Source organism: Actinoplanes sp. GCM10030250 (assembly GCF_042666575.1).
Taxonomy (GTDB): Bacteria; Actinomycetota; Actinomycetes; order Mycobacteriales; family Micromonosporaceae; genus Actinoplanes.
On the sequence record NZ_JBHTDO010000017.1, the window covers coordinates 102,892 to 128,882 of the forward strand.

Consider the following 25,991-nt stretch of genomic DNA (forward strand, 5'->3'; position numbering starts at 1 on the left):
CCGCTCACGCCCAGCCGGGGCGGCCGGCTGGCGCCCAGGGGTGCCTCACGGCCTTTAGAGCACCGCTCACGGCCAGCCGGGGCGGTCGGCTGGCGTGCAGCGTTGACGCGGGGTGCTCGAGGCAACGGGGTCAGCCGGCTACGAGGCGGAGGGGGTGGGTGAGGTTGCGGAGGGCGGTGGCGGTTGCCTCGTCAGCGGGGAGGTGGACGATCAGGCGCTGGTCGTCGTCGGCGGAGAGTTCGAGGGTTTCGTAGGTGAGGCGGAGTGGGCCGGCGTCCGGATGGGTGATGCGGAGCAGGCCGCTGGCTCGGGGCAGGCCGGGCAGGCTGGCCGCCCGGGTGGTGAACTCGTCGCCCGCCGTCACGGTGAGCTCGTCGGCCAGGGCGGCGACGTGGGGATTCGACCGGTACGGGCCCTGTTTCAGGGCGGCCACCTGCTCGTCGGCGACCTGGGACCAGTCCGGGAAGACCGAGCGGGCGCGGGGATCGCTGAACACGTAGCGCGCCAGGTTGGGCGGCGTGCCGCCGAGCAGGTTGGGCGGGGTGCCGCCGAGCAGGTTGAGCGGGGTGCCGTCGAGCAGGCCGAGCGGGGCGGCGAGGCGGGCGAACCCGGCCGTGTGCGCCAGGATGTCGCCGAGCTGGTTGACCAGCACCGCCGCGGCTGGTTCGAGCTGGTCGAGCACGGCCCGCACGGTCGGCCGGACGGTGCGAGCCGGTCCGGCGTCACCGCGGCAGGAGAAGCCGGCGTCGGAGGATTTGACCAGGCGGTGCAGGTGGACCCGCTCGGCAGGGGTGAGGCGGAGCACTCCCGCCAGCGCGGAGAGGACCTGCGCCGAGGGGTGCCGGTCGCGGCCCTGCTCGAGCCGGATCAGGTACTCCACGCTGACACCGGCGAGCATCGCGACCTCGGATCGGCGCAGTCCGGGCGTACGCCTGCGGGCACCCGCCGCGAGACCGGCCTCGGCCGGGGTGACCGCCTCCCGGCGGGTCCGCAGAAAGAGGCCGAGCTCGTTGTCGCTCACCACCCGACCGTAGCAACGCCGCAGGCCGTGAGGGTGTCCCCGGCACTACCACCCTGACCGCGGCCTCCCCACCGCCGCGCCCGCCGGGAAATGTCGGTCCCGACAACCCGATCGGCGAGAGGTACACCGATGAACGTCATTGTGGTGGGCGGCGGTTACGGCGGCATCGAAGTGGCCAAGGCCCTGGACGACGTCGCCGACGTCACCCTGGTGGAACCCCGGGAGACCTTCGTGCACAACGTGGCCGCGCTGCGTGCGGCGGTCAGTCCGGACTGGACCGACAAGATCTTCATAAGGTACGACGGACTGCTGCCCCGTGGCCGGATACTCCGGGACCGGGCGACCAGGGTGTCCGCCGGCGCGGTCGAGCTGTCCTCCGGTACGCGACTGCAAGCCGACTTCGTGGTGCTGGCGACCGGTTCGACAGCACCGTTCCCCGCGAAGATCGACACCCTCGGGCGGGACGAGGCAGCGAACCGGCTGGCCGGGGTGCACGACGCGCTCCTCCGCTCCTCCCACGTGCTGCTGCTCGGTGCGGGAGCGATCGGGATCGAGTTCGCCGGCGAGATCAAGTCGTGCTGGCCGGGGAAATCAGTCACCGTGGTCGAGCGGGGCAGCGATCTCATCGGCGGGCGGTTCCCCGACGAGTTCCGGGCGGAGATTCGCGAACAGATGGACGCTTTAGGCGTACGCCTGCTTCTGGGAACTTCCCTGCGCAGCCTGCCGGAACCGGAACCGGGAAGCCCGCGCCCCTTCACGGTGACCACCGGTGACGGTGACGTGCTTGCCGCGGATCTGTGGTTTCCGTGCTTCGGCACGCAGGTCCGGACCGATTACCTGGACTCTTCCCTGGCCACGGCCCGGCAGCCGGACGGCCGGCTTGCTGTGACGCCGCAGTTGCGCCTGTCCGGGTACGAGACCGTGTTCGCTGTGGGTGACGTTACAGCGGTGCCCGAGTTGAAGATGGCCCGAGCCGCGGGCCGGCACGCCGAGGTGGTGGCCGCCAACATCCGCGCCATGATCAGCGGCGATTCCGGCCTCGCCGAATACCGGGCGGCGCCGGATGCGATCGTCCTGCCGCTCGGCCCGGCGGGCGGCGTCAGCTACGAACCCGGGATGGGTGTGCTCGGCGCCGAGCAGACCGCCCAGTTCAAGAGCACTTTCTTCCTGGAGCGCTATCTCGAGCTGCTGGGCGTCACCGCACCTACCTGAACCGGCTTCCGGCGGTCAGCGAGTCGTCGCCGCGCCGCGCCGAACAGGGCGAGGCCGGCGAGGATGCCGGGGCCCATGTGCACCGCGAGTACCCCGGCGAGGGCCGGGCCACCCCAGTCGTTCCGGTAGGTCGAGGCGTCGGTGACGTCGATGACGAAGGGTTCGGCGACTGCGCGGGCCACAAGGTAGAGCCCGAGAAGAACACCGAGGGCTTTGAGTGCGCCGATGGCGAATCGCTTCATGTATCGACCGTAGGAACGCCGCAGGCCAGGGTGCATCGGGTAGATCCCGGATACCCGACCAGCAGGGGTTCGGCGCGGCAGCTGCCCGACGCGGCAGGACCCGACGCGGCAGGACCCGGCGCGGCAGGACCCGGCGCGGCAGGACCCGGCGCGGCAGGACCCGGCGCGGCAGGACCCGGCGGGGCAGGACCCGGCGAGGGCGGGTTCAGAGTTCGAAGCGGCTGCCGACCCCGTTCGGCCGGTACGCGTCGGGTAGGCCGGCGGCGAGCGCCTGCTGTGCCTTCCACGACGTGCAGTGCGCCGGCACGATCATCCCGGGCGCCTCGGCGGCCAGCGCTTCCACGGTGGCCGGGACGACCGGGCCGTCACGCAGGTGGAAACCGCCGAGCACGGCGTGGATCCGGTCGATGCCGGTGAGGCGTTTCGCGTACCGGACGATGTTGACGATGCCGGCGTGACCACAACCGGTCAGCACCACAAGACCCCGGTCACGGACGTGCAGCACCACGGCCTGGTCGTCGTGGACGGCCTGGTCCGGCGCCCACGCGCCGTCGCGGAACGCCTGATGACCCGGCGGCATACCGGTCTCCCACGGCGTGGTCCGGTCCACCTCACCGGTGACCAGCAACATCCCGTCCAGCAGGAAGGAGGGCTGCTGCTCCTCCGCGACGGCGAATCCGGCACCCTCGATCGCCGACCGGCTCGGCGACGGCAACTCCAGTGTCCGGTCCGGTGAGACGATCCGGCGCCGCAGCCAGAAGTCGGGATGCAGCAGTATCGGCAGCCCTGTCCGCCCCAGCCGGCGAGCCAGCCCGTGCAGGCCCATCACGTGGTCGAAGTGGCCGTGGCTGAAGACGATCGCCTCGAACGTGTCCGGTGCGATTCCCAGCCGGTCGAGGTTGCCGATCAGGCCGTCGGGGCTGACGCCGGTGTCGAACAGGACCCGGCGTGCGTTCCCACCGGTCCGCACTTCGACAAGCGCGGAGAATCCGTGCTCGGCCCGGAGGAAGTCGAAGGTGCTGCCGGACAGCTCGAACTCGGCGGGCATCACCGGAAGGGGTCCTGACGTGCCGTTCAGACCCCAGCGCCGCACCAGCCCCTCGTCGGGCAACAGAGCGTCCGATGAGTTGTCCATCAGGGTGGTGACGTGCACGCCGTCGACCGGCGTGAGCCTGACCTGCAGCACCCTCGCAGCGTACGCCCGTCGATGTGATCTGGGACACTGGCCGGATGGAGGCGTTCCGTCGCTTCGAGGAGGCCGGCTGGGAAGAACGGGCCGAAGGCTACGACCGGCTGCTGGGCAGGATCACCGCCCGGGTGGTGGAGCCGCTGCTCGACGCCGCACGGGTGGGTGCCGGCTCCCGCGTACTCGATCTCGCTTGTGGTCCCGGTCAGGCTGCCGGTCGAGCCGCCGAACGCGGCGCGGCGCCGATCGGGATTGATCTTTCGACGGCGATGGTCACGCTGGCCCGGCGCCGCTTCCCGGAGATCGAGTTCCGGCAGGCTCCGGCCGAGTCGCTGCCGTTTGCCGCCGCGTCCTTCCACGCTGTGGTGGGAAATTTTCTGCTGCACCACCTGGCTGATCCGCCGGGCGTCGCCGCCGAGTGCGCACGGGTGCTCACGCCGGGCGGGCGTCTCGCGCTGAGCGTGTGGGACCTGCCGGAACGGGCCAGGTTCGTCGGGGTCCTGCTGGACGCGATCGCCGAGGCAGGTGCGACGCCGCCTGCTGATCTTCCATCCGGGCCGTCGTTCTTCCGGTACGCCGAACCGGGCGCCCTGTCGGATCTGTTCCGGACAGCCGGCTACACCGACGTCGAGATCACCACCGTCGGGTTCACCCAGTGGCTGCCCAGTGCCGGCGACCTCTGGACCGGCCTGCTCGACGGAACGGTGCGGACCTCAGCGGTGGTTCTTGCCCAGCCCGCCGACGTCCGCCACCGCATCCGGGAGGCCTTCGACCGTCTCGCCGGCCGGTACGCGGAGTCGAGTGGCCTGGTGATCCCGGTCTCAGTGATCATCGCGGCCGGGACCAACGGCTAGCATCCATCGCCGAGAATTTCAGCAACATCACGGGGACTAGAAATGCCGACTACTACCACTCGCTTGGATTCGCTGACGGGGCTGCGCTGGATCGCCGCCCTGATGATCTTCTTTCTGCACATCCAGAGTGAGAGCAACTTCTTCGTCGCCGACAGCCGGGCACAGGGCGCGCTCGACTCGCTGCTGGCCGCCGGCCGGTCCGGGGTCTCGTTCTTCTACATCCTCTCCGGCTTCGTGCTCGCCTGGTCGGTGCGCCCGGCGGACACCACGAGCCGGTTCCTGTGGCGCCGGTTCTCCAAGATCTACCCGAACCATTTCGTGACGTTCCTGGTCGCCTGTCTGCTGCTGTCCTGGCGGGACATGCCGGTCGTCGACTTCGAGCGGATGTTCTACAACCTGACGCTGCTGCACTCCTGGGTGCCCGGGCGCGACGACATCTGGTACTCGTTCAACGCACCGTCCTGGTCGCTGAGCTGCGAGGCGTTCTTCTACCTGTGCTTCCCGCTGCTCTACGCCGGGCTCCGGCGGCTCAAGCCGGCCGCCTGGTGGGGCATCGCCGGATCGTCCCTGCTCTTCGTCGCGGCGCTGCCGTTCGCCGTCAAGCTGCTCGACGAGCCGTTCGGCTGGTCCGCGCACTTCATCGTGTACCACCTGCCGCCGGTCCGGATGGTCGAGTTCCTGCTCGGCATGTGCCTCGCCCTGCTGGTCCGCGGCGGCCACTGGCGCGGTCCGGGCATGATCACCGGCATCGCGGTGATCGCCGCCGGGATGGCCGTGGCCGCCTTCCTGCCCGAGGAGTACGGCCTGGCCCGCGACGCCGCCTGTACCGTCCTCGGCTTCACGCTGCTGCTGCCGGCCGCCGCGCTCGCCGACGTCCGAGGCACCACCTCGATCTGGCGGGCGAAGCGGCTCGTCTACCTGGGCGAGATCTCGTTCGCCTTCTACATGGTTCACGAGATCTGCCTCTACGCCGTACGCCACACCTTCGGCGACGACGAACCGCACCGCCCGACGGTGGCCGCCCTGGTCCTGGTCCTGGCCACGTTCTGCTTCGCCTTGGTCTCGGCGATCGTGCTGCACCACGGCGTGGAGATGCCGATGATGCGGGTTCTCACCCGCCGGCGGAACCGGCCCTCCGAGGTCGCCGCCGCACCGGCCGACACTGCCCCGCCGCCGGTGCCGGTGCCCACGGGTGGGCGTTGACTACGGCGATGACTACGGGTGGGCGGTGACGCGCCAGGCGGCGTCGCCGATCAGCGCGCGGTGGTCCGGGATGCGGGTCAGGCCGACCGGGTCGACGGCCTCGCCATCGGTCCAGACGAGCTGCGAGGCCGTACCGAAGAGGTAGTCCTTTTTGTCATTGCCCCCGGTGACCGTGGAAGCGCCGGCCCGGCACGTCAGCCGTCCTTCGCACCGCTCCGGAAAGTGTTCCCGGTCGGCCTGGTCGACCTCGGCGAACGAGCCCGTGCCGCCGTCGATGCCGTAGAAGACACCGAGGTGGGAATCCTCCGGTCCGGCATTGAAGTCACCGCCGAGAATGACCGGCCGGCCCCGCGCCCACTGCTCGATCTGGCCGGCGGTCTGCGGTGCCCCCTCGTCGAGCAGGGTGGTGGCGTTGTGCACGGTGCACACCAGCGCCTCCCGCCCGCCGATCGGAGATGCGGCACAGAGCAGACCCCGGGTGTCGCTCTCCTGGACCACCACCGGAAGCGCGGTCGTCAGCGGACCCTCCGTGATCCCGCCCCGGAAGAAGATCGCGGTGCCGAACTCCCGCCCGGCCGGGTCGGAGGCGTCACGCACCCGCTCGTCCCACTCCGGGCACGCGTAGTGATTGGTCCGGAAGGGCAGCCAGGCCACCGCATAGCCGGGCAGCTCCTTCGCGACGAGTTCCCGCTGGGTGGCACACATCTCCTGAAACATGACGGCGTCGGGTTCCCGGGCACCGCCGGTCAGGATCTGCGCCTTCAGCCGAGCGGCCCAGGCCTCGGAGTCAGCCAGATCCAGCGGCCGGTACATGCAGCCCTGCGGCGGATCGGCGTTGAGCCTGCCCGCGGCGTTGCCACCGCAGACGTTGAACGTCACCACCCGGAACGCGGCACCGGTGATGGTCTTCGGTGCGGTCGCCACCACCGGAACCAGGACAGCGGCCAGCACAAGCCCTGCCACCGAGGCGGCCACCATCGTCAACCAGCGCGACATCCCGTCAAGTGTGCCCACGCCCGAGCCGGTTTACCCACACCAGCGAGGCCAAGCCCGCGAGCGGCGTCAGCGCTGCGCTCATGGGCGCCCGGAATCCGATCACCATTACCCGCTTGCCGTTCTATGCCGGGCCGGGCAGCCGGGACTTCCTCGGCCGGCCGGCGAACTGCACGCCGACCAAGCCCTGCGACTACCGAGAGTCAGTCCTTGAGGAGCTGGCGCGCCATGACGATGCGCTGGACCTGGTTGGTCCCTTCGTAGATCTGGGTGATCTTGGAAAGATATGTCCTGAACTGCGAAAACGTCGCTCACGGCACCCCTCGCCCAGGATTTGCCCAGAACGCCGACGTGGCCATCAGCGCGTTCAGTCCACCTCCGCGAACTCCTCCATCGACGTAGTGCGACTTAAAACCATCCAGCAGCGATCAACAACAACCAGCACGATCGCCATCAGCTGAGCCGATTAGGGGCCCCTGCTTTGGTCACTGCGGCGAGGTCTGCAGTTCGGCCTGCCAGGTCCGGAAACGTTCGCGCATCGCCGCAACTTGGCCGGGTTCGAGCCCGTAGTCGATGAAGTCTTGATCGTCGAAACGGTTGATCGCACCGAGCATCTGCGCGAAGAACTGCCGATCGAATCCGGCATCGGCCTCCGACGCCAGGTTGCACAGCTGCTTCGGCGTATACCGGCCACGAGTTATAGCGGCGTCGATGTCGATGAAATCCCGCGCGGCGGCCCGGTTGTACAAGGCGTCCATCTTGCCCGCCATCACGTCGTCGGGGTGCAGGACCGGACCGATCTGCATCTCAACGGGCGATTGAGCGCGCCAGTTGGCGACGAGTTCGACTCGATGTTGCTGGCCCGGGTCGGCGGCCTGACTGACGTGCAGCCGGGCAAATGTCTCTAAGCGGAGATCGACCACAACACCGAACCCCTCGCTTTCGAAGGCGGCGATGACCGCATCAACAGCTGTAGGAAAGTCAGCACGCCGTTGCCAGTCGGCGAAAAGGTCGACGTCCTCACTCGGCCTGTCGATGATGCCGTGCGCAGCGACGGCATGACCTCCGGCCAGGGCGAACCCGAACGGACCGCCCGCCCGTAGACCGATCTCGGCGAGCACGAGGTGCAGCGGCTCTGCCTCGTGTGGCACTACGCGGCGGCTCTGCGGGCTTCGGCGAGCACCGGATGCTTAGCCTCCCAAGCGAGTCGCACCTGCGGCGGAAGGACCAGGCTGTTCCAAAGGCGCAGGAGCGTTGGACCGCTCAGCCAAAGCTGGAGATCCTCGGTGGTTGTCGCCTCGCGCAGAACGGTCTCGTACATGCTGGCGAGTCGGCGCGGGTTGTCGAGGTCGTATCGCGCACGCCCGGACCAGTCGAGCCGTCGGCTGAGCACGACCTGACCCGTAATCGGCCCGTCCAGTTCACCGAATTCCTCGATGACGACGTACGGCCGCTGATCTGCGTACCGTGAGCCGCGCGGCGCGCCAGGCCCCGGCTCGGTCAGCTTAGCCACAGTCCTGTACCTCTCATAGCGTGTCCGGCAGGCGGGCAGGATCCGATACAGATCGTACCGCCAGTGGCGGGAGCAAGCGGCCAGCACAGGATGCTGCTGCCGACGTCTCATGCGGCCGGAACCGCCCGGCTCTACTGACCGGGTTGCCGCTGGTTCGCGGTGGATTACATCCAGAGCGCCCCATGAACGAGGCGGTGATGCCAGAGGTCAAGCTTGACGTTTTGGCGTCGCGATGCCACCTCAACCCAGCCCGTAGGGTCACCCATCCACCAAGTTCCGTCCAAGCGGACGAATACAGGCGGCGTCAACTCGGATGCCGCAGTCAGGGGCTCGGCACAGCCAAATGATCGCTAGATTCCCATCGAAGATGGACGTGCCCAGGATTTGCCCAGCACGCCAACCGAAGACAACCACGAACGACCGAAGACGAACCAAGTAGACCGAGGAAGGCATGCCGCAACGGCAACGCCACCAAGAACACGATTGAGCTGCGTAAACGTCACCGGTCAACTGTCGATGGCGGCCCCGCCATCCGCGTTCCGCCACGGCCTTTATCGCACCTCCGTGAATCGCAGACATCTACGCGCGACTCGTAGATAACAGACCGGGGTTGACTACTATCAGCCAACCCCGGTCTGACCTGATAAAACTCCGCTCGCTTAGCCCTTCAAAAGCTGCCGCGCCATCACGATCCGCTGGACCTGGTTGGTGCCCTCGTAGATCTGGGTAATCTTGGCATCGCGCATCATGCGTTCCACCGGATAGTCGCGGGTGTAGCCGTACCCACCCAGAACCTGAACCGCGTCGGTGGTGATTTCCATGGCGGCGTCGGAGGCGAAGCACTTGGCGGCGGCGCCGAAGTAGGTCAGGTCGGCGTCGCCGCGTTCGCTCTTGCCGGCGGCGGTGTAGGTGAGCTGGCGGGCCGCCTCGAGTTTCATGCCCATGTCGGCGAGCATGAATTGGAGGCCCTGGAAGTCGGCGATGGGCTTGCCGAACTGCTTGCGCTCCTTGGCGTACGACAGGGCGAAGTCGAGCGCGCCCTGTGCGATGCCGATGGCCTGGGCGGCGATGGTGACCCGGGTGTGGTCGAGGGTCTGCATGGCGGTGGCGAAGCCGGTGCCCTCGGCGCCGATCATGCGGTCGGCGGGGATGCGTACGTTGTCGAAGTAGACCTCGCGGGTCGGTGAGCCCTTGATGCCGAGTTTCTTCTCCGGTGCTCCGAAGCTGACACCCTCGTCCGACTTCTCCACGACGAAGGCGGAGATGCCGCGGGAGCGGGCGGCCGGGTCGGTGACCGCGAAGACGGTGTAGAACTCGGACACGCCGGCGTTGGTGATCCACCGCTTGACGCCGTTGAGCACCCAGTGGTCGCCGTCGCGGACGGCTCGGGTGGTCATCGAGGCGGCGTCGGAGCCGGCTTCGGGCTCGGAGAGGCAGTAGGAGAACATCGCCTCGCCCGAGGCCACCCTGGTCAGGTAGCGCTGTTTGAGGTCTTCGGAACCGGCGATGAGCAGCGGCATCGTGCCGAGCTTGTTGACCGCGGGGATCAGTGAGGACGAGGCGCAGACACGGGCCACCTCCTCGATCACGATCGCGGTGGCGAGGGCGTCCGCGCCGGCTCCGCCGTATTCCACCGGGATGTGCGGTGCGTGGAAGTCGGACGAGCGGAGGGCGTCGTAGGACGCCTTGGGGAACTCGCTGGTCTCGTCGGCCTCGGCCGCGTGCGGGGCGACCCGCGCCTCGCAGACCTCGCGCACGGCGGCGCGGATCGTCTCGTGGTCTTCCGGAAGCCGGTAGACGTCGAACTCAGCCATGCTCCTTAACCTTCCCTCAGGCGGTCCCGCCGCTATGTTACCGGCGCGTAGCGTGCTTCTGGCAACAGGAGGGCACTGTGCCGAATATCCCCGCCCGGTGCCGCGCGTGCTGGAAAAGTGCCGGGTTCGGGGTCGTTTCCACAGATCTCCACCCGGTTGAGACTGTTCTAATGAGGTGTCGTACCGGCATGCTCTAAATACCTAGCGCCGCCGGCTGGTCAAGGAGGTCTTGTGGCGAAGGCTGACGAGCCCGACTACGCGGACGAACTGGCTCGGATTGATGCCTCCATCGCGGATCTGAAGATACGTGACATGCAGGCCGCCAAGGAGCGGACGCAGATCGCGAGCAAGATTCAGGCTGCCCAGTTCCAGCGCGACATCCTCGCGCACGCGCAGAAGTCCAAGGGTTCGAAGAGCCGCCGCGTCCGGCGCCAGCCGCAGGGCGACGACTTCCCGCCGCCCCCGCCGCCCACCGGCCGCCAGCCGGAGCGCGAGGCGGAGCGCGAGGCGGAAACGCAGCCCGCACGAGGCGAGTCCTTCCGGCGGCGCCCCGCCGAGGGCCCACCGGACTGGGCCGAGCCTGGTTCGGCCTACAGCGGATCGCCCGGGGTCGCCACCGACGGCGTCACCCTCCTGGTCGACGATCCACCCCCGACGGAGCGGGTCGTCCCGCCGCCGGCTCCGCGGCGACCACCACTGGCCACCATGGAGCACCCGCCGGAGGCCTCCAGCCAATCGGTGCAGAACATTCTTCTCGGCCTCGGCGCACTGCTGCTCGGTGTGGCAGCCGTGGTCTTCGCCGGCGTGGCGGTCAGCAACCCGTTCGCCCGCGCCCTCATCCTGGCCCTGGCGACCGGCATCGCGCTGACGGTGGCACCGGGGGTGGCCCGGCGGGGCCTGACCTCGACCGGTGAGACGATCGCCGCGGTCGGCCTGATCCTGCTGCCGATGACGCTGTACGCGCTTCACGGCAGCGCGCTGACCGGCGGCCCGGACGTGCCGGTCGCCCTGTATCTGGGTCTCACCTTCGCGCTCACCGCGGTCGCGAGCTTCGTCTACGCCGGTGTCACGCGCCTGGCCGCCCCCCGGTACGCGACGGTCATCGCCACCCAGCCGGTGGCGCCGCTCCTCGCGTACCCCCTGATCCAGAGCCCGGCCGGCTGGGGCCTGGCCCTGACCACCGTGGCCGTGCTCGACCTGTTGCTGCTCACCACCGTGATCCGGTCGGGGCGGCTGGTGCCGCGATGGCCGCTGGGGCGGCCGGTGGCCGCCGACCGGGTGTCGCTCGCGGAGGCCGACGACGACGCTGAGCGGTTCGCCCGCCGGGAGGGCGCGCCCGACCCGGCGGACCCCTCGGCGTACGCGGCCGACGCCCCACCGCGCCCGGAGTCCCGGCCGGAGGAGCCGGACCTGATCATTCCCGGTCTGACCCGGCCCCGCCGGCGGTGGATCCCCACCCGGATCTTCCCCGGGCCGCGTCCGGAGGGCGCACCCCCGGCCGGTTCCGTGCCGCTCGCGCCGCCCGCGACCCCGCCGTCGGCCGACTGGCTGCGTGAGCTGACGTTCTTCCTGCTCTGCGTGGCCTGCGCCGGTGCGCTGATCTACTCGTCGGTGGCACTGCTCCAGGCCCAGGTGGTGGGCGACGCTCTGCGCTCCGGCCTGATCCTGGTGGCCGCCGCGGCCACCGCGGTCGCCGCCGCCCGCCTGCTGCGGCACCCGCTCGCGCTGAACGTCGCGGGCGCGGTGCTCACCCTCGCGGTGATCGGTGCGACCGCCCGCGTGGCCGACGTCGTCGACCCGCGCTGGACGCTTGTCGCCGCCGCCGCGACGGTCGCCCTGACCGGTGCGATCGTCGGGCTGCTGGCCGAGCCGATCCGGCGCGGCCCGCAGTACGCGTCGGCCGGCGCCCTGACCCTGATCGGCCTGATCGTGGCCGTCGACGCGCTGCGTGCCGCCATCGCACCGGTTGCCGCGGCCCGGCCGATCTGGAACGCCGACACCGCCGCCTACGCACAGAAGCTGGCCGAGTCGGTCTCCCCGGCCGGCTGGCTGCTGGCGTTCTGCGCCCTGCTGCTGACCATCGCCGCCGCGCTGGCCCTGCCCGTCGGCATCCGGCACGAGGGTGCCGTCGCCGGCATCGCGCTGACCGCCCTCTCCGTGCCGGCCTCGCTGAGTCTGCCCTGGTCGGAAGCGCCCTGGCCGCTCGTGCTGGCGTCCATCGGCCTGGGCGCCGCGGGCCTCTGGGCGGGCACCCACCGGATCGCGATCACCCACGTCGTGGCGGCCGGTGTGGTGGGCCTGTTCGGGGCCGGCGCCGCGCTCAGCGCCTCCTGGCTGACCGCGGCGGTGCTGACCGCGATCGCCGGAGCGGGTGTGATGGTGGCGATCGCGGCCCGCCAGATCCCGGTCCGGCTCTTCGCCTGGCTGGTCGGCGACTGGGCCTCGGGGGCCGCCGCGCTCGCGCTGCCGGGCGCCGCTGTCACCGCCGCCCTGGCGATCTCGGACACCGGTGGCGGTCCTCCGCCGACCGCGGGCGCGACAGTGCCCGCCCTTGCCGCCGGCTTCCTCGCGGTGGCCGGCACCCTCAGTTACGCGGCCGTCTTCCAGGTGGCCCGCCGCGAGATCAGCCTGCCGCTGACCGTCGGCACCGGCCTGGGCGCGCTCGCGATGGCGTTCGCCGCGTTGTTCGCGCCCGGCGCCACCGCACCCGACCTCTGGGTCGGCGCATTGCTGCTGGGCGCCGCCGGCCTGCTCTTCTTCGCCAAGTCGATCGACGCCCGCGGGCGCAACGACCGGATGCTGGACGGGCCCGACATCGCCGCCGCGGCCGCCACCGTCGCGATCTGCGGTGCCCTGGCCCGGGTCGCCGCGCTCGCCTTCCCGAACGCGCCTCTCGCCGTGGCCGGTGTGGTCGTGCTGCTGGTCGGCATGGGTGTCACCGTGCTGATGGACGACTGGCGGCGTGGCCCGGCCCGCGGCCTGGCCATCGCCGCGCTGGTGGTGGGCGCGATCGCCGGTTGGCAGGCGCTCGTCGGCGGCCTGCGGATCCTCTCCGCGCCGGGCCCGCTCTGGGGCGCCGACCTCAGCCAGTACGCGGCCGATCCTCCGCCCGGCGCCTGGCAGGCCCCGTTCGCGCTGGTCATGATCGCGATCACGGCCGCGATCGCGATGCCGAAACCGCATGCGTCCTACGCCTCGGGGCTGGCCGCCGCGCTCGCCACCATCGGCGCACCGTGGGCGTTCGGGCTGCCCTGGTGGTCGCCGCTGGTTGTCGGTGGTGCGGTCGCCATCGCCTACGCGCTGGCAGCGGTCGCCGCCGTCCAGCCGTCACCGGCGCGGGCCCGTGCCGCGGTCGCCGCCGTCGTGCTGCTGCACGCCACCGCCACCGGACTGGCCCAGCCGTGGTCGACCGCACTGGCCCTGCTGCTCGTCGTGCTGCTCGGTTCCCTGGTCGCGGTGATGGCCCGGGTCGCGCCGCGCCCGGTCGCCGCGACACCCGACGAACCCGTACCGACCGTGGAGTTCGTTCAGATGGAGCCGGGTCAGCCGGCCGTCCTCGTGCTGCCGCCGCACCGGGCCCAGATCGGCGGTGCCGCCACCGGCAGCATCCTGCTCGCGCTGCCCGGTGTCTTCGCCGCCGTCGCCGCCGACCAGGGGCACGGCATCCAGGTGGTGCTGACCGCCGCCCTGGCCGGTTCCAGCCTGGGCCTGGCTCTGCTCGCCGCGTTCGGCAGGCACCTCGCCCAATACCTGCCCTGGGCCACGATCGGCCTGATGCTGGGCGCCACGATCACGGCGCTCACCTCGCTGCCGACCGACTACTCCACAGCTCTGTACGCGGCGGCCGCCGCCCTGCTCGGCGTGATGGCCGAACTGTTGCGCGGCGCCGTGCCCGCTCCCATCGAGCGGGTCGCGCCGATCGAGTTCCCGCCGTCCTCCCGGTTCACCCGGGTCCGCCGGGGTGCGTTCCGATCGAGCGGGCTGACCGGCGCCTGGGGCGAGCGCTGGCTGGCCGACCCGGCGACCGGTGCGGTGGCGCTGGCCCTGATCCCGACCGTGCTGGCGCTCTTCTCGCTGGCACCGGCCCTGCGCGCCGCCCTCATCGACCCGCTCATGCAGTTGCGGGCGATCTGGGAGGGGCCGATCCCGGAGCTCGTCACCCCGGACGCGGGCAACGTCGACGCCACCGGCGCACTGGCCGCGCTGCTGCTCACCGGCGCCGCGGCGCTCGCCGCGATCGGTTTCGGCGGCAAGGCGTCCGAGGCCGTACCCGTGGTGCTGCCCGGCATCGCGCTGACCCTGCTGATCACGCCGATCGCCCTGCACGCGTCGTTCCCGGCGGCGACCGGTTCCGCGCTGCTCGTCTTCACCATCTCGATGCTCGGCCTGGCGCTCACCCCGCCACCGGTGGTGACCCGGGCCCCGCTGCTGCGCACCACCCGCAACGTGGTCTTCGCGGTCGGTCTGCTCGCCGGCGGAGCCGGTCTGGCCGGCAGCCTCGCCGAGCAGCCGCTCACCCTGTTCACGCTGGGCAGCGCGGTCGGTGTCGGGCTGGTCGCCGCGATCGCCGGGCGCACCCAGATGGCACGCATCCTGGGCTGGCTGTTCACCGCGTTCATGGGGCAGATGTTCGTGATGACCGGTGCGATCGCGGCCGGTCTGGAACGGCACTGGGCGGCGTTCGGCGTGCTGGCGGTCGGTGCCGCCCTGCTCTCCCTGGAGGCGGCCCTGCCCCGGCTCGGGCTGCCGCAGTACCGGGCCGAAGCGGTCACCGTCGAGTGGTGCGGGTACGCGTCCGCCCTCATCGCCGGCGTACTGGCCTTCGACTCGCTCCCCCACCTGGCCGCCCTGCTGGCCGCCTGGGGCGCGGTGCTCGGCCTGACGGCGTCCCGCCCGGACCGCACCCCGAGCCAGCGCCGCACCCTGTTCTGGCTGGCGGTCGGCTTCGAGATCCTCGGCTGGTGGCTGTTCATCGCGCTCGCCGAGGTGGGGCTGCCGGAGGCGTACACGCTGCCGTTCGCGGTTCTCGCGCTCGCGGTCGGTGTGGTCGAGGCGCACCACCGGCCGGATCTGAGCAGCTGGGCGGCGTACGGGCCGGCGCTGCTCGCCGCGTTCGTGCCGACGGCCGGGATCGTGCTGGCCGGCAACGGCGGGGACGTACGTGTGGTGCTCCTGCTGCTCGGCGCCGTGATCACGCTGATCATCGGTTCGCGGTCGCGCCAGCAGGCACCCGTGGTGGTGGGCACCATCGCCACGGTCATCGCCGCGTTCCGGTTCGCCTTCACGCTGGGCGGCCCGTGGCTGATGCTGGTGCCGATCGGGGTGGTCCTGCTGTTCCTCGGCGCCACGAGCGAGAGCCGCCGACGGGCTCAGGAGCTGCGCAACGTCGTGTCCCGGATGAGGTAGAACCGAATCCCGCCGCGGTGCGTCCTTACTTCACGTGGGAACGAGTGGGGACGACGCCGCGGCACTACGCCGGATCGCGGCCGGTGACCGGGCGGCCTTCCACGCCTTCTACCGGGCGCACGCGCCGTGGCTCTCGGTCCGGCTGCGCCGCCGCTGCCCCGATCCGGAACTCGCCGCCGAACTGCTCCAGGAGACGTTCCTGGCGGTGTGGCGGGCGGCCGCCGGTTACGCGGGCACCGGCGAGGTGGCCGGCTGGCTCTGGTCGATCGCGCTCAGCCGCCTGATCGACGCACGCCGCCGGGCCGCGGTCCGCCCGCGGACCGTCGAGGAGGCCGGCGATCACGTGCACGGCCGGCATCCGTCCGCCGAGGACGAGGCGCTCGACCAGGTCTGGGACACCGCGGTGGTCGAGGCGTTGCGGCAGCTCTCCCCCGAACTGCGCGCGGTCCTGCGGGCGACGGTCCTGGACGGGCTGAGCGTCCGCGAGGCCGCCCTGCTTCTCGGCCTGCCCGAGGGAACGGTCAAGACCCGGGCCATGCGAGCCCGGCGCCTGCTGCGAGAGGCCCTGTCATGACGTATCACGCGACCGACGCCCAGCTGCTCGCCTGGGTGGAGGGTGGTCTGGACGAGGCAGGGGTGTGGTCGGTCGAGGCGCACCTGGAGCGCTGCGGGACATGCCGGACCAGGATTCCGTACGACGAACCCGCCGGCCCTCCCCCGGACCTGCCACCACAGGGCCGGGTCCGCCGGCCCACCCGGGCACGCCGGATCCAGCTGCTGATCGGGGCGGGCCCGCAGGCCCGCGTCGCCTGGCTCTCCGCCGTGCTGGTGACCGTGGCACTCACCCTCGCGGTCACCTGGATGCCCGACGGCACCGCCCCCCGCTGGCTGCTGCTGATGATCGCTCCGGCCCTGCCGGTACTGGGTACCGCCGCCTCGTACGGCCCGCGCACCGACCCTCTGGACGAACTGGTCGGCTCCACCGTCTACGGCGGTCTCCGCATCGTCCTGTGGCGCACCCTGTCCGTACTCGCCGTCTCCCTGCCGGTGGCCGCCGCTGGCGGGCTGGCCACCGGACTGGGCGCACCGGCTGTCTGGCTGCTCCCGTGCTGCGCCCTCACCGCCCTGACCCTGGCCCTCGCCACGCTGACCGGTCCGGCCGTCGCCGGATCGGTGGTCGGCACCGGCTGGTTCGTGCTGGTCGCCGGAACCCTGTGGTCCCCGGAACGCGGCGCCCAGCTGGTCACCACGCAGACCACCCCGGTCTGGCTCGCGTTGATCGTCATCGCGGCCGTGACCCTCACCCACCAGCAGACGAACCGCGGGCAGATCAAACGGGAGGCACACCGGTGACGGTCGCGATCGAGGAACTGACAGTCCGCTTCGGCAGCCGGCTCGTCCTGGACGGCCTGGACCTGGCGCTGGACACCGGCGTGCACGGTCTGCTCGGCCCGAACGGCGCCGGCAAGACCACCCTGATGCGGGTGCTCGCCACCGTCGCCCGCCCCGACGACGGCGGCATCCGCCTGCTGGGCAGCACGATCACCGACCGGAAGGACCTGCGCACGGTCCGCAGGCAGCTCGGTTACCTACCGCAGAGCTTCGGCTTCTACCCGCGGTTCACCGCGCGGGAGTTCGTCGAATACTTCGCCTGGCTCAAGGAGATGCCGCCGCACCGGATCCCGGTCGCGGTGGACCGGGCGCTGGAACGGGTCGGCCTGCTGGACCGCGCCGACGACCGGATGAAGACGCTCTCCGGCGGCATGCAGCGCCGGGTCGGCATCGCCCAGGCGATCGTCAACGACCCCCGGCTTCTCCTGCTGGACGAGCCGACAGCGGGTCTCGATCCGGAGCAGCGGGTCGAGTTCCGGGCCCTGCTGCGTGAGCTGGGCGTGGACGCGTGCGTGCTGGTCAGCACCCACCTGGTGGAGGACGTGGCGATGGCGTGCGAGCGGGTCAGCCTGGTCGACGGGGGCAGGCTGGTCTTCACCGGCACGCCGGAGCAGCTGGCCGCGGCTGGCGGTGACGGGGACGTCGGCGACTCCGCCATCGAGCGCGGTTACACCGCCGTTCTTCGGGCGGCACGTCAATGAGCAATTTTCAACCTGGCATCGGGCCTGAAGCTGCCGGGCCGTTGTGCGGCGCCGGCGACCGAGGCCCTCGCCACGTTGAAAAAGGCTCAATGACAAGGTCAACTTCCGCTTACCGTACGGGGAACCTGCTCGTGATCCGCCGCCTCCTGAAGACCGAGATGCGGCGTGGCACCCCTCCTCTGACCGCGCTGCTCACCGCAACAGCGATGATCTGGATGCTGGTGGTGCACCCGGACGACTGGGTGGCGAAATGGGGTGGGCTCTCGGCGTACCTCAGGGTCTCGCTCTTGATCCTCTGTCCTCTGCTCGTCGCCGCAGGCGCGTGGCAAGCCGGCCGTGAGCGGCGCGCGCAGCTCGAGGAACTGCTCAGCACGAGCCCGCGGCCGACCTGGCAGCCCCTGCTCGCCGCCTCCGCCGCGGTCACCCTGGGTGGTCTCGCCGGGCTGGTGCCGCCGCTGGCCGTGGCCGCCATGCTGGTCGGCCTGCGCAGCAGCTATCCGGGTACGGGCTGGTGGTGGACCATGCTCGTCGGGTTCATCGCCCTGGTCACGGCGTCGGCGCTCGGTGTCCTGATCGGACGGCTCGCGCCGTTGCGGGTGGTGGCACCGATTGCCGGGCTGGTGGTCTATCTCGGACTCGCCGTGCCGATCTACCTCCACGAGTCTCCGTGGACCCGGCTCTCCCCGGTGATCGGCTACGCCTGGGCGGAGGACGTCTGGCCGGTCCGGTTCCACGCCTGGCAGGCCGGTTGGCTGATGACGATCGCCGCTCTGCTGTTCCTGCTGGCGGCCCGGCACTGGTGGGCGGCCGCCGTCCCGGCCGTCCTCGCCGCCGCCCTGCTGGTGGTACCCGCACGAGCCGGCGCAAACTTCGGCGAGCCCGGCGCGGACCCCGGCGCGACGGCTCTGGCCTGCATCGATCGGGTGTGCGTGGCGCAGGTCAACGCGTTCCTGCTGGACGACGTGGCGAAGGTGCTCGGGCCGGGGCTGGACCGGCTCGCCGAGGTGCCCGGCGGCCCGGTGCGGGCGGTGGACGAACTCGCCCGCGAACGCGACGACGACCGCACCGACGTTCTGTGGTTCTCCCTGCTCGATCAGGCGAAGTTGACCGGCGGGGTGGCGCGGGAGGACTGGCTGGTCTCGAACCTCGGCTCCCCCTTCACCACCGTCGACTGCTGGCCGGACGCCGGCATCACCGCCGACATTCCCCCCAGCAGTCCCACCGACATTTCCGCCGGCATCCCCGCCGGCGTTCAAGACACGGTCTTCGCGGCGGAGCAGTGGGCACGCGGGGAACCGCCCGCCGAGGTAGCCGCCCTGTCCGAGAACGAGCAGCGGAAATGGGTGGGCGCCGTGCTCGCTGCCACCCGCGCGTGCGATCAGGCGGCGCTGGCCCGGCTGGACCTGCCATGAGCCTTCTCCTACGGGCCCGCCGACTTCCCGGCTTCGCCGTAGGGCTGCTGGTAGTGGCTCTGCTGGCCGCCGGTGCCGCACACTGGCTGGCCACCCGGACCTATTTCGACGGCCCCGGCGCCCGCGTGCCGGTGGTGATTCTGGCGCCGTTGCTGGCCGCCCTACTGCTGGGCCCGACTCTGGCCGGGCCGGACGAACTGCTGGAGCGAAGCCTGCCGGTGCGCTGGCGACTGATCCGAACCGGACACCTCCTCGGGGCAGCCGCCGCCATCCTGGCCGCACTGGCAGCGGCCGGGCTGCCAGACCCGGGGATCTACGGCGTATACGCCCTGGGCCGCAACACCCTCGGGTGCATCGGGCTGATCGCCGGTGCGGCGGCCCTGCTGGGTGCACGGCTCGCCTGGGTACCCGCGTTCTCCTACGTCTGTGCGGTCTACGCCGCGGCGCCCGCCCGCGACGGCGGCTGGGAGGACGTCTGGGCCTGGCCGGTTCAGCCATCCACAGCAGACCTCTCCTGGCCGACCGCCCTGGCCGCCTTCACGATCGGCGCCACCCTGTACATCAGAAGCGGCGCCCGCCCCTAGTAACCGCGCAACAGCAGCCAGCGCACACGGAGCGCCCCCGCACTACCCCATCAACGTCGCCCGCAACGCCGCATCCTTCTCAGCGACCAACTTCTCCAACCCCGCCTGAAACCCCACCATCCGCTGCCTCAACACCGGATCAGCCGCACCCAGAATCCGCACCGCCAGCAGCCCGGCATTCCGAGCCCCACCGATCGACACCGTAGCCACCGGCACCCCCGCCGGCATCTGCACGATCGACAGCAGCGAATCCATCCCGTCGAGGTGCTTCAACGGAACCGGAACTCCGATCACCGGCAACGGGGTCAGCGCCGCCACCATCCCCGGCAGATGGGCCGCCCCACCCGCCCCCGCGATGATCGCGCGGATCCCGCGCTCCGCCGCCGACTCCGCGTAGTCCACCATCTTGCGAACGGTCCGGTGCGCCGAGACCACACCCACCTCGAACGGCACCTCGAACTCCGCCAGCGCCACCGCCGCGGCCTCCATGGTCGGCCAGTCCGAGTCGCTGCCCATGATGATGCCGACGACGGGTGCCATCATTCGCCTTCCTGAAGCCATCGGGCGGCACGAGCGGCCCGCGCCCGCACCGTTGTCAGATCATCACCGAGCACCGTCACGTGCCCGATCTTGCGACCGGGACGGACCTGCTTGCCGTACAGGTGGACCCGCGCGTCGGGCACCTCGGCGAAGAGGTGGTGCAGCCGCTCGTCGATGGAGATGCCACCGGGTTCGCCGCCGAGCACGTTGGCCATCACGACCACCGGGGCGGTGAGCGAGGTGGCGCCCATCGGATAGTCCAGGACGGCACGCAGGTGCTGCTCGAACTGCGAGGTCCGGGCGCCTTCGATGGTCCAGTGGCCGGAGTTGTGCGGGCGCATGGCGAGCTCGTTCACCACGATGCCGGCGTCGGTCTCGAAGAGCTCCACCGCGAGCAGGCCGACCACTCCCAGCTCGTTGGCCAGGTCGATCGCGAGCTGCTGCGCCTCCAGAGCGAGCTCTTCCGGCAGCCCAGGCGCGGGCGCGATCACCTCGACGCAGATGCCGTCCTTCTGCACGGTCTCCACCACCGGATAGGCCGCGACCTGCCCGAACGGTGACCGCGCGACCAGCGCCGCCAGCTCACGGCGGAGCGGGACCTTCTCCTCGACGATGAGCGAGATCCCGGTCGACGCGAGATCGTCTGCGGCTTCACGGGAGCCGACCATCCAGACGCCGCGTCCGTCGTACCCCCCTCTGGTGGCCTTGGCCACGACCGGCCACGACCCGCCCGCGAAGGTCTCGATCTCCTCGCCCGTGCTGACCCGCCGCCAGCGCGGCACCGGCGCGCCCAGCGCGGCCAGACGCTCACGCATGAGGCCTTTGTCCTGGGCGAAGACCAGCGCCTTCGAACCCGGGAAGATCTTCACTCCCTCGCCCTCGAGCGCTTCGATGTGCTCGGTCGGCACATGCTCGTGGTCGAAGGTGACGGCGTCGCACCCCTTGGCGAACTCGCGCAGCGCGGCGAGATCGGTGTGGGTGCCGATCGGCACGTCCGCCGCGACGAGCGCGGCACTGTCGTCGGGCTTCTCACTGAGCACACGCAGTGACTGGCCGAGGGAAATGGCGGCCTGGTGGGTCATCCGGGCCAGCTGCCCGCCCCCCACCATGCCGACTACAGGCAGACCGGTTCGGGTATCCATCGCCTGGCAAGCCTAGCGATTCCCCAGCTCACCCCAAAAATCAACCCCATTTTTTTCGTACGGCCGACATCTCACCGAACCCCAGCAGTCCGGTACCCGCCCTGCGGGCGCTACCGCGGCACACGACGGCCGCCTCCGGACGATCAGCGCTTGAGCAGCGGCGCGACGACATCCGCCCGGTTCGTCCAGACCCCACCCGCCCAGCCGTCCGGGATCTCCTCGACGTCCTCGGCGGTGTCGAAGCCCGCCGACCAGTCACCCTCGCCACGAACCAGCACCACCCGGGTGTCCACCGACCGCATCCGCTCGACGAAGAGGTTCGGCCAGCCCCACAGCCAGCGCCCGTACCGCGCGGGCAGCGGCAGCTCGAGCCGCCGGCACGAGTCGGGGACGTGACCGGTCCAGCCGATTCCCGCGTACCTCAGCAGGCAGTCCTTGCCCAGCTCCCGGGACGTCGCCCGCATCTCCGGGAAGCGTTCCCGGACGGCCGCCACCGCCGCGTCCCCGCCGGCCACCGCCGTCCGGTCCCGCACCTCGGGCGTGACGGTGGCCAGGAACTCCGCCACAGCCCGGCCGTCCGCCGCATCGTCGCGTTTCATGTCGAGCTTCAGCTCCCGGTCACCGGCCGCGGCGAAGACCTCCGGAACCGTCGGCATCAGGCCGATCCCCTTCCCCCGGAACGGAAAGGTGTCGCCGCCGTCCGCCGTGTAACCGTGCCCGACGTCGAGTTTGCGCAGCTCCGCCATCGTGTTCTCGCCGATCGTGCCGCGCCCGTCGGTACGACACTCCAGCGTCGCGTCGTGGAAGGCCGCAAGCTGCCCGTCGCTGGTCAGCTGCACGTCGATCTCGGCCACCGCGGCACCGGCGTCGAACGCGGCCCGCAGCGACGGCAGCGTGTTCTCCAGGAGGTTCGTCCCGGGCGGGTCGATGCGCTGGGCGGTGCAGGTGTCTGCGGTGACCCCGGTCAGGTCGAACGTCTGCCCGATACCCCGGTGCGCGAGCAGATAAGGCTGTTGCCCCTGCTCAGCGCCCGCCAGCGTCGAGCTGTTGCGCACGAAGAGGCCGGCTGTCACCACCACCAGCACGAAGAGAGCAATGCCGATCTTCTTCCGACGCATCAGCGCAGTCTGACAGCACCCGTCAACGGCCGAGGCGGGTGAGCAGGTCCTCCTCGGTGGTGACCGGGCGCTCACAGACGAAACCACGGCAGACGTACGCCGTAGCGGCACCACCGATCAGCGGACGGTCGGCCAGCAGCGGCACTCCGGCCCGGTCCGGCTCCCCGGCGACGATCACCGTGCCGCCCGGTGCGTGCCGGAACGCGGCCGCGACCAGCTCGTCGCCTGCCGGATCGCCGGTGGCCACGGCGATCTCGTACGGCCCGGTCAGCGCCGCCTCCGCCACCGTCGCCGAATATCCCGCGAACCGCGGGTGCCCGCCGATCAGCGGCCCCAATGTCGCCAGCGCCGCGTCCGCAGCCTCCCGATAGGCCGTCTCCCCGGTCAGCGCCGCGTAGGACACCAGCGCCGCGCAGACCGCCGACGCACCCGACGGTGTCGCGTTGTCCGTCGGGTCGGCCGGGCGGGTCAGCAGCTTCTCCGCGTCGTCGGCCGTGTCGTAGAAGCCACCCTCACCGGTACCGAAGCGGGTCAGCGCCACATCGAGCAGCTCACCGGCCAGGCCCAGCCAGCGCGGCTCGGCAGTGACCTGGTGCACCGCGAGGAACGCCTCCGCCACGCACCCGTAGTCCTCCAGCACCCCGGCCGGCTCCCCGGCCACGCCGTCCCGGGACACCCGCCGCAGACGGCCCCCGATCAGGTGCCGGTCAGCCAGCACACCGGCCAGCGCCACCGCCGCCTCCCGGGACGAGGCCGAGCCGGTCAGCATCCCGTGCTCGGCCAGCGCGGTGATCGCCAGACCGTTCCAGGACGCCACCACCTTGTCGTCACGGGCCGGCTGGGCACGCTCCGCCCGCGCCGCGAGCAGCCGGGACCGGACGCCCTGCCAGCGCTCCACCAGCACCGGCTCGGCAGCGTCGATGTCCCGGGCCAGCACCAGCACGCTCTTACCGTGCTCGAAGGTGCCGGCCGTGGTCACCCCGAACAGGTCAGCCGCCCAGGTGCCGTCCTCCTCACCGAGGACTCCGGCCAGTTCCGCGGGCGTCCACGCGTACGTCAGCCCCTCGACACCCTCGGTGTCGGCATCCAGCGCCGACGCCAGCCCACCCTCCGGCGTGCCCAGGTCCCGCAGCAGAAACTCAGCCGTCTCGTCAGCGATCCGGCGCGCGAACCCGTCACCGGTCACCCGCCACAGCTGCGTGTACGCCCGAAGCAGCAGCGCATTGTCATAGAGCATCTTCTCGAAGTGCGGCACCGTCCACGTGTTGTCCACCGCATAGCGGGCAAATCCCCCCGCCAACTGGTCGTAGATCCCGCCGCGCCCCATCTGCTCACACGTGTGCCGAACCGCCTCCAGCGCCTCGGCCGACCCGGTCCGCTCGTGATACCGCAGGAGGAAGAGAAGGTTCATGTGCGGCGGAAACTTGGGAGCCTCACCAAACCCGCCGTACGACTGATCGTGCTCCTTCAAAAGCCCCTCAACCGCCGCCGTGAGCAGCTCCGCCGAGATCGGCGCGGTAGGCCCACCGACCAACTGAGCCCCACCGACCGCCTGAACCACCGCGGCACCCTGCTTGACCACATCCTCCCGCTGGTCCCGCCACGCGGTGGTGACCGAGGCGATCAACCTGGTGAACTGCGCTTTGGTGAAATAGGTGCCGCAGAAGAAGGGGTCCCCGTCAGGCGTGGCGAAAACCGTCATCGGCCAGCCACCCTGCCCGGTCATCGCCTGCGTGGCAGTCATGTAAACGGCGTCCACATCCGGCCGCTCCTCCCGATCCACCTTGATCGAGACGAACCCGTCATTCAGCAACTTCGCAACGCCGGCATCCTCGAAGGACTCGTGCGCCATCACATGACACCAGTGACAGGCCGCATACCCCACCGAGATCAGCACCGGCACGTCCCGCCGCCGCGCCTCCTCGAACGCCTCAGCCGACCACTGCCACCAGTCGACCGGGTTGTCCTTGTGCTGCTGCAGGTAGGGCGAGGCGGCATCAGCAAGACGGTTGGCCATGCTTCAACCCTCTCACGCTCCCACCGGCGCCACCGGCTTCCACCTCGGGCCACGCCGCACGCCGTCCCACCAGGGCCGCGGTAGTCCAGTTCGAGTCGAGGCGAGCTTGTGGACCTTGGGTAGACAACCACGCCCCGCGGTGTAGAAACGCCCAAGATCGCGTCCGAGGGGCGCGGGTGGCACGCCAGCACCCTGACTGCGGCCCCGCCGGTGCCTGCGCTGCTGCGCCTTGACGCAACTAAGCAGGACGAACACCCGGGACACCGTGACGGCGACCTCGGATCCTGCGGCCGGGGCTGTCGAGGTCGTATTCGGCCGCGCCGGACCAGTCGAGGTGCCGCGTCAGGGTGACGACAATCGTGAACGTGCCGGGCGGTGGTGTCGGTGGTGCGGGATCCGCGTAGCGTCTTGCCGTCGACCGCGATCGCCCGCCGGCCCGCACGGGTGTCGGCCACGGCCCGCCCGGCGAGCCAGACACCGATCGCCGCGGTCAGCAGCTGCGGGTCCATCGCCTGCAACAGTCGGCGGATCATCGCTTCGGACGGGCGCCGGTCCGGGGCGATGCCCAGGGATCTTCTGAACCGATCATGCCCGTCTTACTGCCGCCAGCAGCGGCGCTTCTACTCCAGACCGCTCAAGTCGGACACGGCACGACTTTGCCGGGGCCCTGGGTCGACGGCCGACGGGATGGCAGGCAGAAACGAACTAAGCCCGCACCCGCCGAAGCGAGCGCGAGCCCAGATGCATAGACCGTCCGTTGGTCCGAGCCACACCGATCGGGCAAGTCATCCCGTGCGGGCCGTGGTTGCACTACCCATTGGGGTATTTGTCACTTGAAATGTACTGCTGGTGGCAACCGTTAAGGTCTGACGACGCATCAGTCCTGCCGTAGCGTCTTTTGCCACTCGGCGAATCTTTGGCGTAGGCCTCGGATGGATTCCGAGTCGATGCCGTAGGGAGCGAATGCGGCATCACTGATCTGGTCTGCCGCTCCCAGCACATCGGCGAAGGTCGCGCGATCGAAACCGGGATCAGCGGTCTCGATCAGTCGAAGAAGCTGATCTCTCGTATAGCGGCCGCTCGCGAGGACAGCATCGATGTCGAGGAAGTCCCGGGCGAGTGCACGGCCGTAGAGCGCTGCCAATCGGTGAACAGATCGACGTCACCGCTCGGTCGGTTGCCCATGCCGTGCTCCCGAACGGCATAGCCGCCGGCGAGCGCGAGTCCATGACCATCTCCGGCTGCGCGAAGGGCGATTTCGGCCAGCTCGCGGTGCTGGGGATCCATGCCTGCGACCTTACGCGGCAGGAACTTCCGACGCGGCTCGCCTGAGCGTGGAAAAGCGTTCCTCCCACGCTCGGCGTAGGTTCGGCGGCAGCCAGATCGACGGCCAGAGCCTGGTGAGCATTGCCTGATCAAGAAAGACATGAAGGTCGTCCGGCTTGGTGGCCTCGATCAGGACTGTGCGGTAAAGATCGACAATCCGGCCGGGGCTGTCGAGGTCGTAGTCGGCTGCACCGGACCAGTCGAGGTGACGCGGCAGGGTGACGACTCCCGTCGTCTGTCCTCGCAGCAGGCTGAGATCGTCCGCGACGACGATCGGCTTCGCGTACCGGCGCATCTCACGCCACCTCCTCGGCA

Annotated in this window: 22 protein-coding genes; 9 read left to right on the forward strand and 13 right to left on the reverse strand. The window is 70.6% G+C overall.

The window, feature by feature from the left end; translation table 11 throughout:
• Positions 1–130 precede the first annotated feature (130 nt).
• Positions 131–1,021 (reverse strand): helix-turn-helix domain-containing protein, encoded by an 891-nt coding sequence (locus ACFQV6_RS22240; RefSeq protein WP_378029462.1) that lies wholly within the window; start codon positions 1,019–1,021, stop codon positions 131–133.
• Between the two features lie 129 nt (positions 1,022–1,150).
• On the opposite strand from ACFQV6_RS22240, the gene ACFQV6_RS22245 reads away from it, so the two are divergent.
• Positions 1,151–2,233, forward strand: a complete 1,083-nt coding sequence (locus tag ACFQV6_RS22245) for an FAD-dependent oxidoreductase (RefSeq protein WP_378029463.1) — start codon at positions 1,151–1,153, stop codon at positions 2,231–2,233.
• Here the strand turns inward: ACFQV6_RS22245 and ACFQV6_RS22250 are convergent.
• A complete protein-coding gene (locus tag ACFQV6_RS22250; RefSeq protein ID WP_378029464.1) occupies positions 2,197–2,475 on the reverse strand; it encodes a hypothetical protein in 279 nt (92 codons plus the stop codon). The genes ACFQV6_RS22245 and ACFQV6_RS22250 overlap by 37 nt on opposite strands.
• Before the next feature lie 205 nt (positions 2,476–2,680).
• Positions 2,681–3,661: an MBL fold metallo-hydrolase gene (locus ACFQV6_RS22255; RefSeq protein ID WP_378029465.1), complete on the reverse strand. Its 981-nt coding sequence runs from the start codon at positions 3,659–3,661 to the stop codon at positions 2,681–2,683.
• Between the two features lie 44 nt (positions 3,662–3,705).
• On the opposite strand from ACFQV6_RS22255, the gene ACFQV6_RS22260 reads away from it, so the two are divergent.
• Both ACFQV6_RS22260 and ACFQV6_RS22265 read left to right on the forward strand, forming a co-directional pair.
• A complete protein-coding gene (locus ACFQV6_RS22260) occupies positions 3,706–4,515 on the forward strand; it encodes a class I SAM-dependent methyltransferase (protein WP_378029466.1) in 810 nt (269 codons plus the stop codon).
• Between the two features lie 63 nt (positions 4,516–4,578).
• Positions 4,579–5,718, forward strand: a complete 1,140-nt coding sequence (locus tag ACFQV6_RS22265; protein WP_378029467.1) for an acyltransferase family protein — start codon at positions 4,579–4,581, stop codon at positions 5,716–5,718.
• Positions 5,719–5,730: 12 nt separating this feature from the next.
• Here ACFQV6_RS22265 and ACFQV6_RS22270 read toward each other — a convergent pair whose 3' ends face one another.
• The 4 genes from ACFQV6_RS22270 to ACFQV6_RS22285 all read right to left on the reverse strand — a co-directional run bounded on the left by ACFQV6_RS22270 (position 5,731) and on the right by ACFQV6_RS22285 (position 10,038).
• Positions 5,731–6,714 (reverse strand): endonuclease/exonuclease/phosphatase family protein, encoded by a 984-nt coding sequence (locus ACFQV6_RS22270; RefSeq protein ID WP_378029468.1) that lies wholly within the window; start codon positions 6,712–6,714, stop codon positions 5,731–5,733.
• Between the two features lie 482 nt (positions 6,715–7,196).
• The gene (locus ACFQV6_RS22275) at positions 7,197–7,862 is read right to left on the reverse strand and encodes a nucleotidyl transferase AbiEii/AbiGii toxin family protein (RefSeq protein ID WP_378029469.1); all 666 of its coding nucleotides are present in this window, start codon (positions 7,860–7,862) and stop codon (positions 7,197–7,199) included.
• A complete protein-coding gene (locus tag ACFQV6_RS22280; RefSeq protein WP_378029470.1) occupies positions 7,862–8,224 on the reverse strand; it encodes a hypothetical protein in 363 nt (120 codons plus the stop codon). Before ACFQV6_RS22280 ends, ACFQV6_RS22275 begins: the two co-directional genes overlap by 1 nt.
• 659 nt (positions 8,225–8,883) lie before the next feature.
• Positions 8,884–10,038 (reverse strand): acyl-CoA dehydrogenase family protein, encoded by a 1,155-nt coding sequence (locus tag ACFQV6_RS22285; RefSeq protein WP_378029471.1) that lies wholly within the window; start codon positions 10,036–10,038, stop codon positions 8,884–8,886.
• 231 nt (positions 10,039–10,269) lie between these two features.
• Here ACFQV6_RS22285 and ACFQV6_RS22290 point away from each other — a divergent pair, with 231 nt between their 5' ends.
• From ACFQV6_RS22290 to ACFQV6_RS22315, 6 genes are all read left to right on the forward strand, one after another.
• Positions 10,270–15,444 carry an SCO7613 C-terminal domain-containing membrane protein gene (locus tag ACFQV6_RS22290; protein ID WP_378029472.1) on the forward strand — a complete coding sequence of 1,725 codons (5,175 nt, stop codon included), beginning with the start codon at positions 10,270–10,272 and terminating at the stop codon, positions 15,442–15,444.
• A 34-nt stretch (positions 15,445–15,478) separates the two neighbouring features.
• Complete coding sequence (locus ACFQV6_RS22295) at positions 15,479–16,018, forward strand: RNA polymerase sigma factor (RefSeq protein WP_378029473.1); 540 nt, start codon at positions 15,479–15,481, stop codon at positions 16,016–16,018.
• Complete coding sequence (locus ACFQV6_RS22300; protein ID WP_378029474.1) at positions 16,015–16,797, forward strand: zf-HC2 domain-containing protein; 783 nt, start codon at positions 16,015–16,017, stop codon at positions 16,795–16,797. Before ACFQV6_RS22295 ends, ACFQV6_RS22300 begins: the two co-directional genes overlap by 4 nt.
• A complete protein-coding gene (locus ACFQV6_RS22305) occupies positions 16,794–17,537 on the forward strand; it encodes an ABC transporter ATP-binding protein (RefSeq protein WP_378029475.1) in 744 nt (247 codons plus the stop codon). The genes ACFQV6_RS22300 and ACFQV6_RS22305 overlap by 4 nt, the downstream gene beginning before the upstream one ends.
• Positions 17,538–17,668: 131 nt before the next feature.
• A complete protein-coding gene (locus ACFQV6_RS22310) occupies positions 17,669–18,949 on the forward strand; it encodes a hypothetical protein (RefSeq protein ID WP_378029476.1) in 1,281 nt (426 codons plus the stop codon).
• Positions 18,946–19,533 (forward strand): hypothetical protein, encoded by a 588-nt coding sequence (locus tag ACFQV6_RS22315; RefSeq protein WP_378029477.1) that lies wholly within the window; start codon positions 18,946–18,948, stop codon positions 19,531–19,533. Before ACFQV6_RS22310 ends, ACFQV6_RS22315 begins: the two co-directional genes overlap by 4 nt.
• A 42-nt stretch (positions 19,534–19,575) precedes the next feature.
• Here ACFQV6_RS22315 and purE read toward each other — a convergent pair whose 3' ends face one another.
• From purE to ACFQV6_RS22345, 6 genes are all read right to left on the reverse strand, one after another.
• Positions 19,576–20,073 carry a 5-(carboxyamino)imidazole ribonucleotide mutase gene (purE, locus tag ACFQV6_RS22320; protein WP_378029539.1) on the reverse strand — a complete coding sequence of 166 codons (498 nt, stop codon included), beginning with the start codon at positions 20,071–20,073 and terminating at the stop codon, positions 19,576–19,578.
• Positions 20,073–21,215: a 5-(carboxyamino)imidazole ribonucleotide synthase gene (locus ACFQV6_RS22325; RefSeq protein WP_378029478.1), complete on the reverse strand. Its 1,143-nt coding sequence runs from the start codon at positions 21,213–21,215 to the stop codon at positions 20,073–20,075. The genes purE and ACFQV6_RS22325 overlap by 1 nt, the downstream gene beginning before the upstream one ends.
• Positions 21,216–21,358: 143 nt before the next feature.
• Positions 21,359–22,333 (reverse strand): glycerophosphodiester phosphodiesterase family protein, encoded by a 975-nt coding sequence (locus ACFQV6_RS22330; RefSeq protein ID WP_378029479.1) that lies wholly within the window; start codon positions 22,331–22,333, stop codon positions 21,359–21,361.
• A gap of 22 nt (positions 22,334–22,355) precedes the next feature.
• Positions 22,356–24,350: a thioredoxin domain-containing protein gene (locus ACFQV6_RS22335; protein WP_378029480.1), complete on the reverse strand. Its 1,995-nt coding sequence runs from the start codon at positions 24,348–24,350 to the stop codon at positions 22,356–22,358.
• Positions 24,351–25,394: 1,044 nt separating this feature from the next.
• On the reverse strand, positions 25,395–25,637 hold the full coding sequence (locus ACFQV6_RS22340; protein WP_378029481.1) for a hypothetical protein: 243 nt from the start codon (positions 25,635–25,637) through the stop codon (positions 25,395–25,397).
• A 10-nt stretch (positions 25,638–25,647) separates the two neighbouring features.
• Entirely contained in the window at positions 25,648–25,971 is a 324-nt protein-coding gene (locus tag ACFQV6_RS22345) for a hypothetical protein (protein WP_378029482.1), read from the reverse strand.
• Positions 25,972–25,991 lie beyond the last annotated feature (20 nt).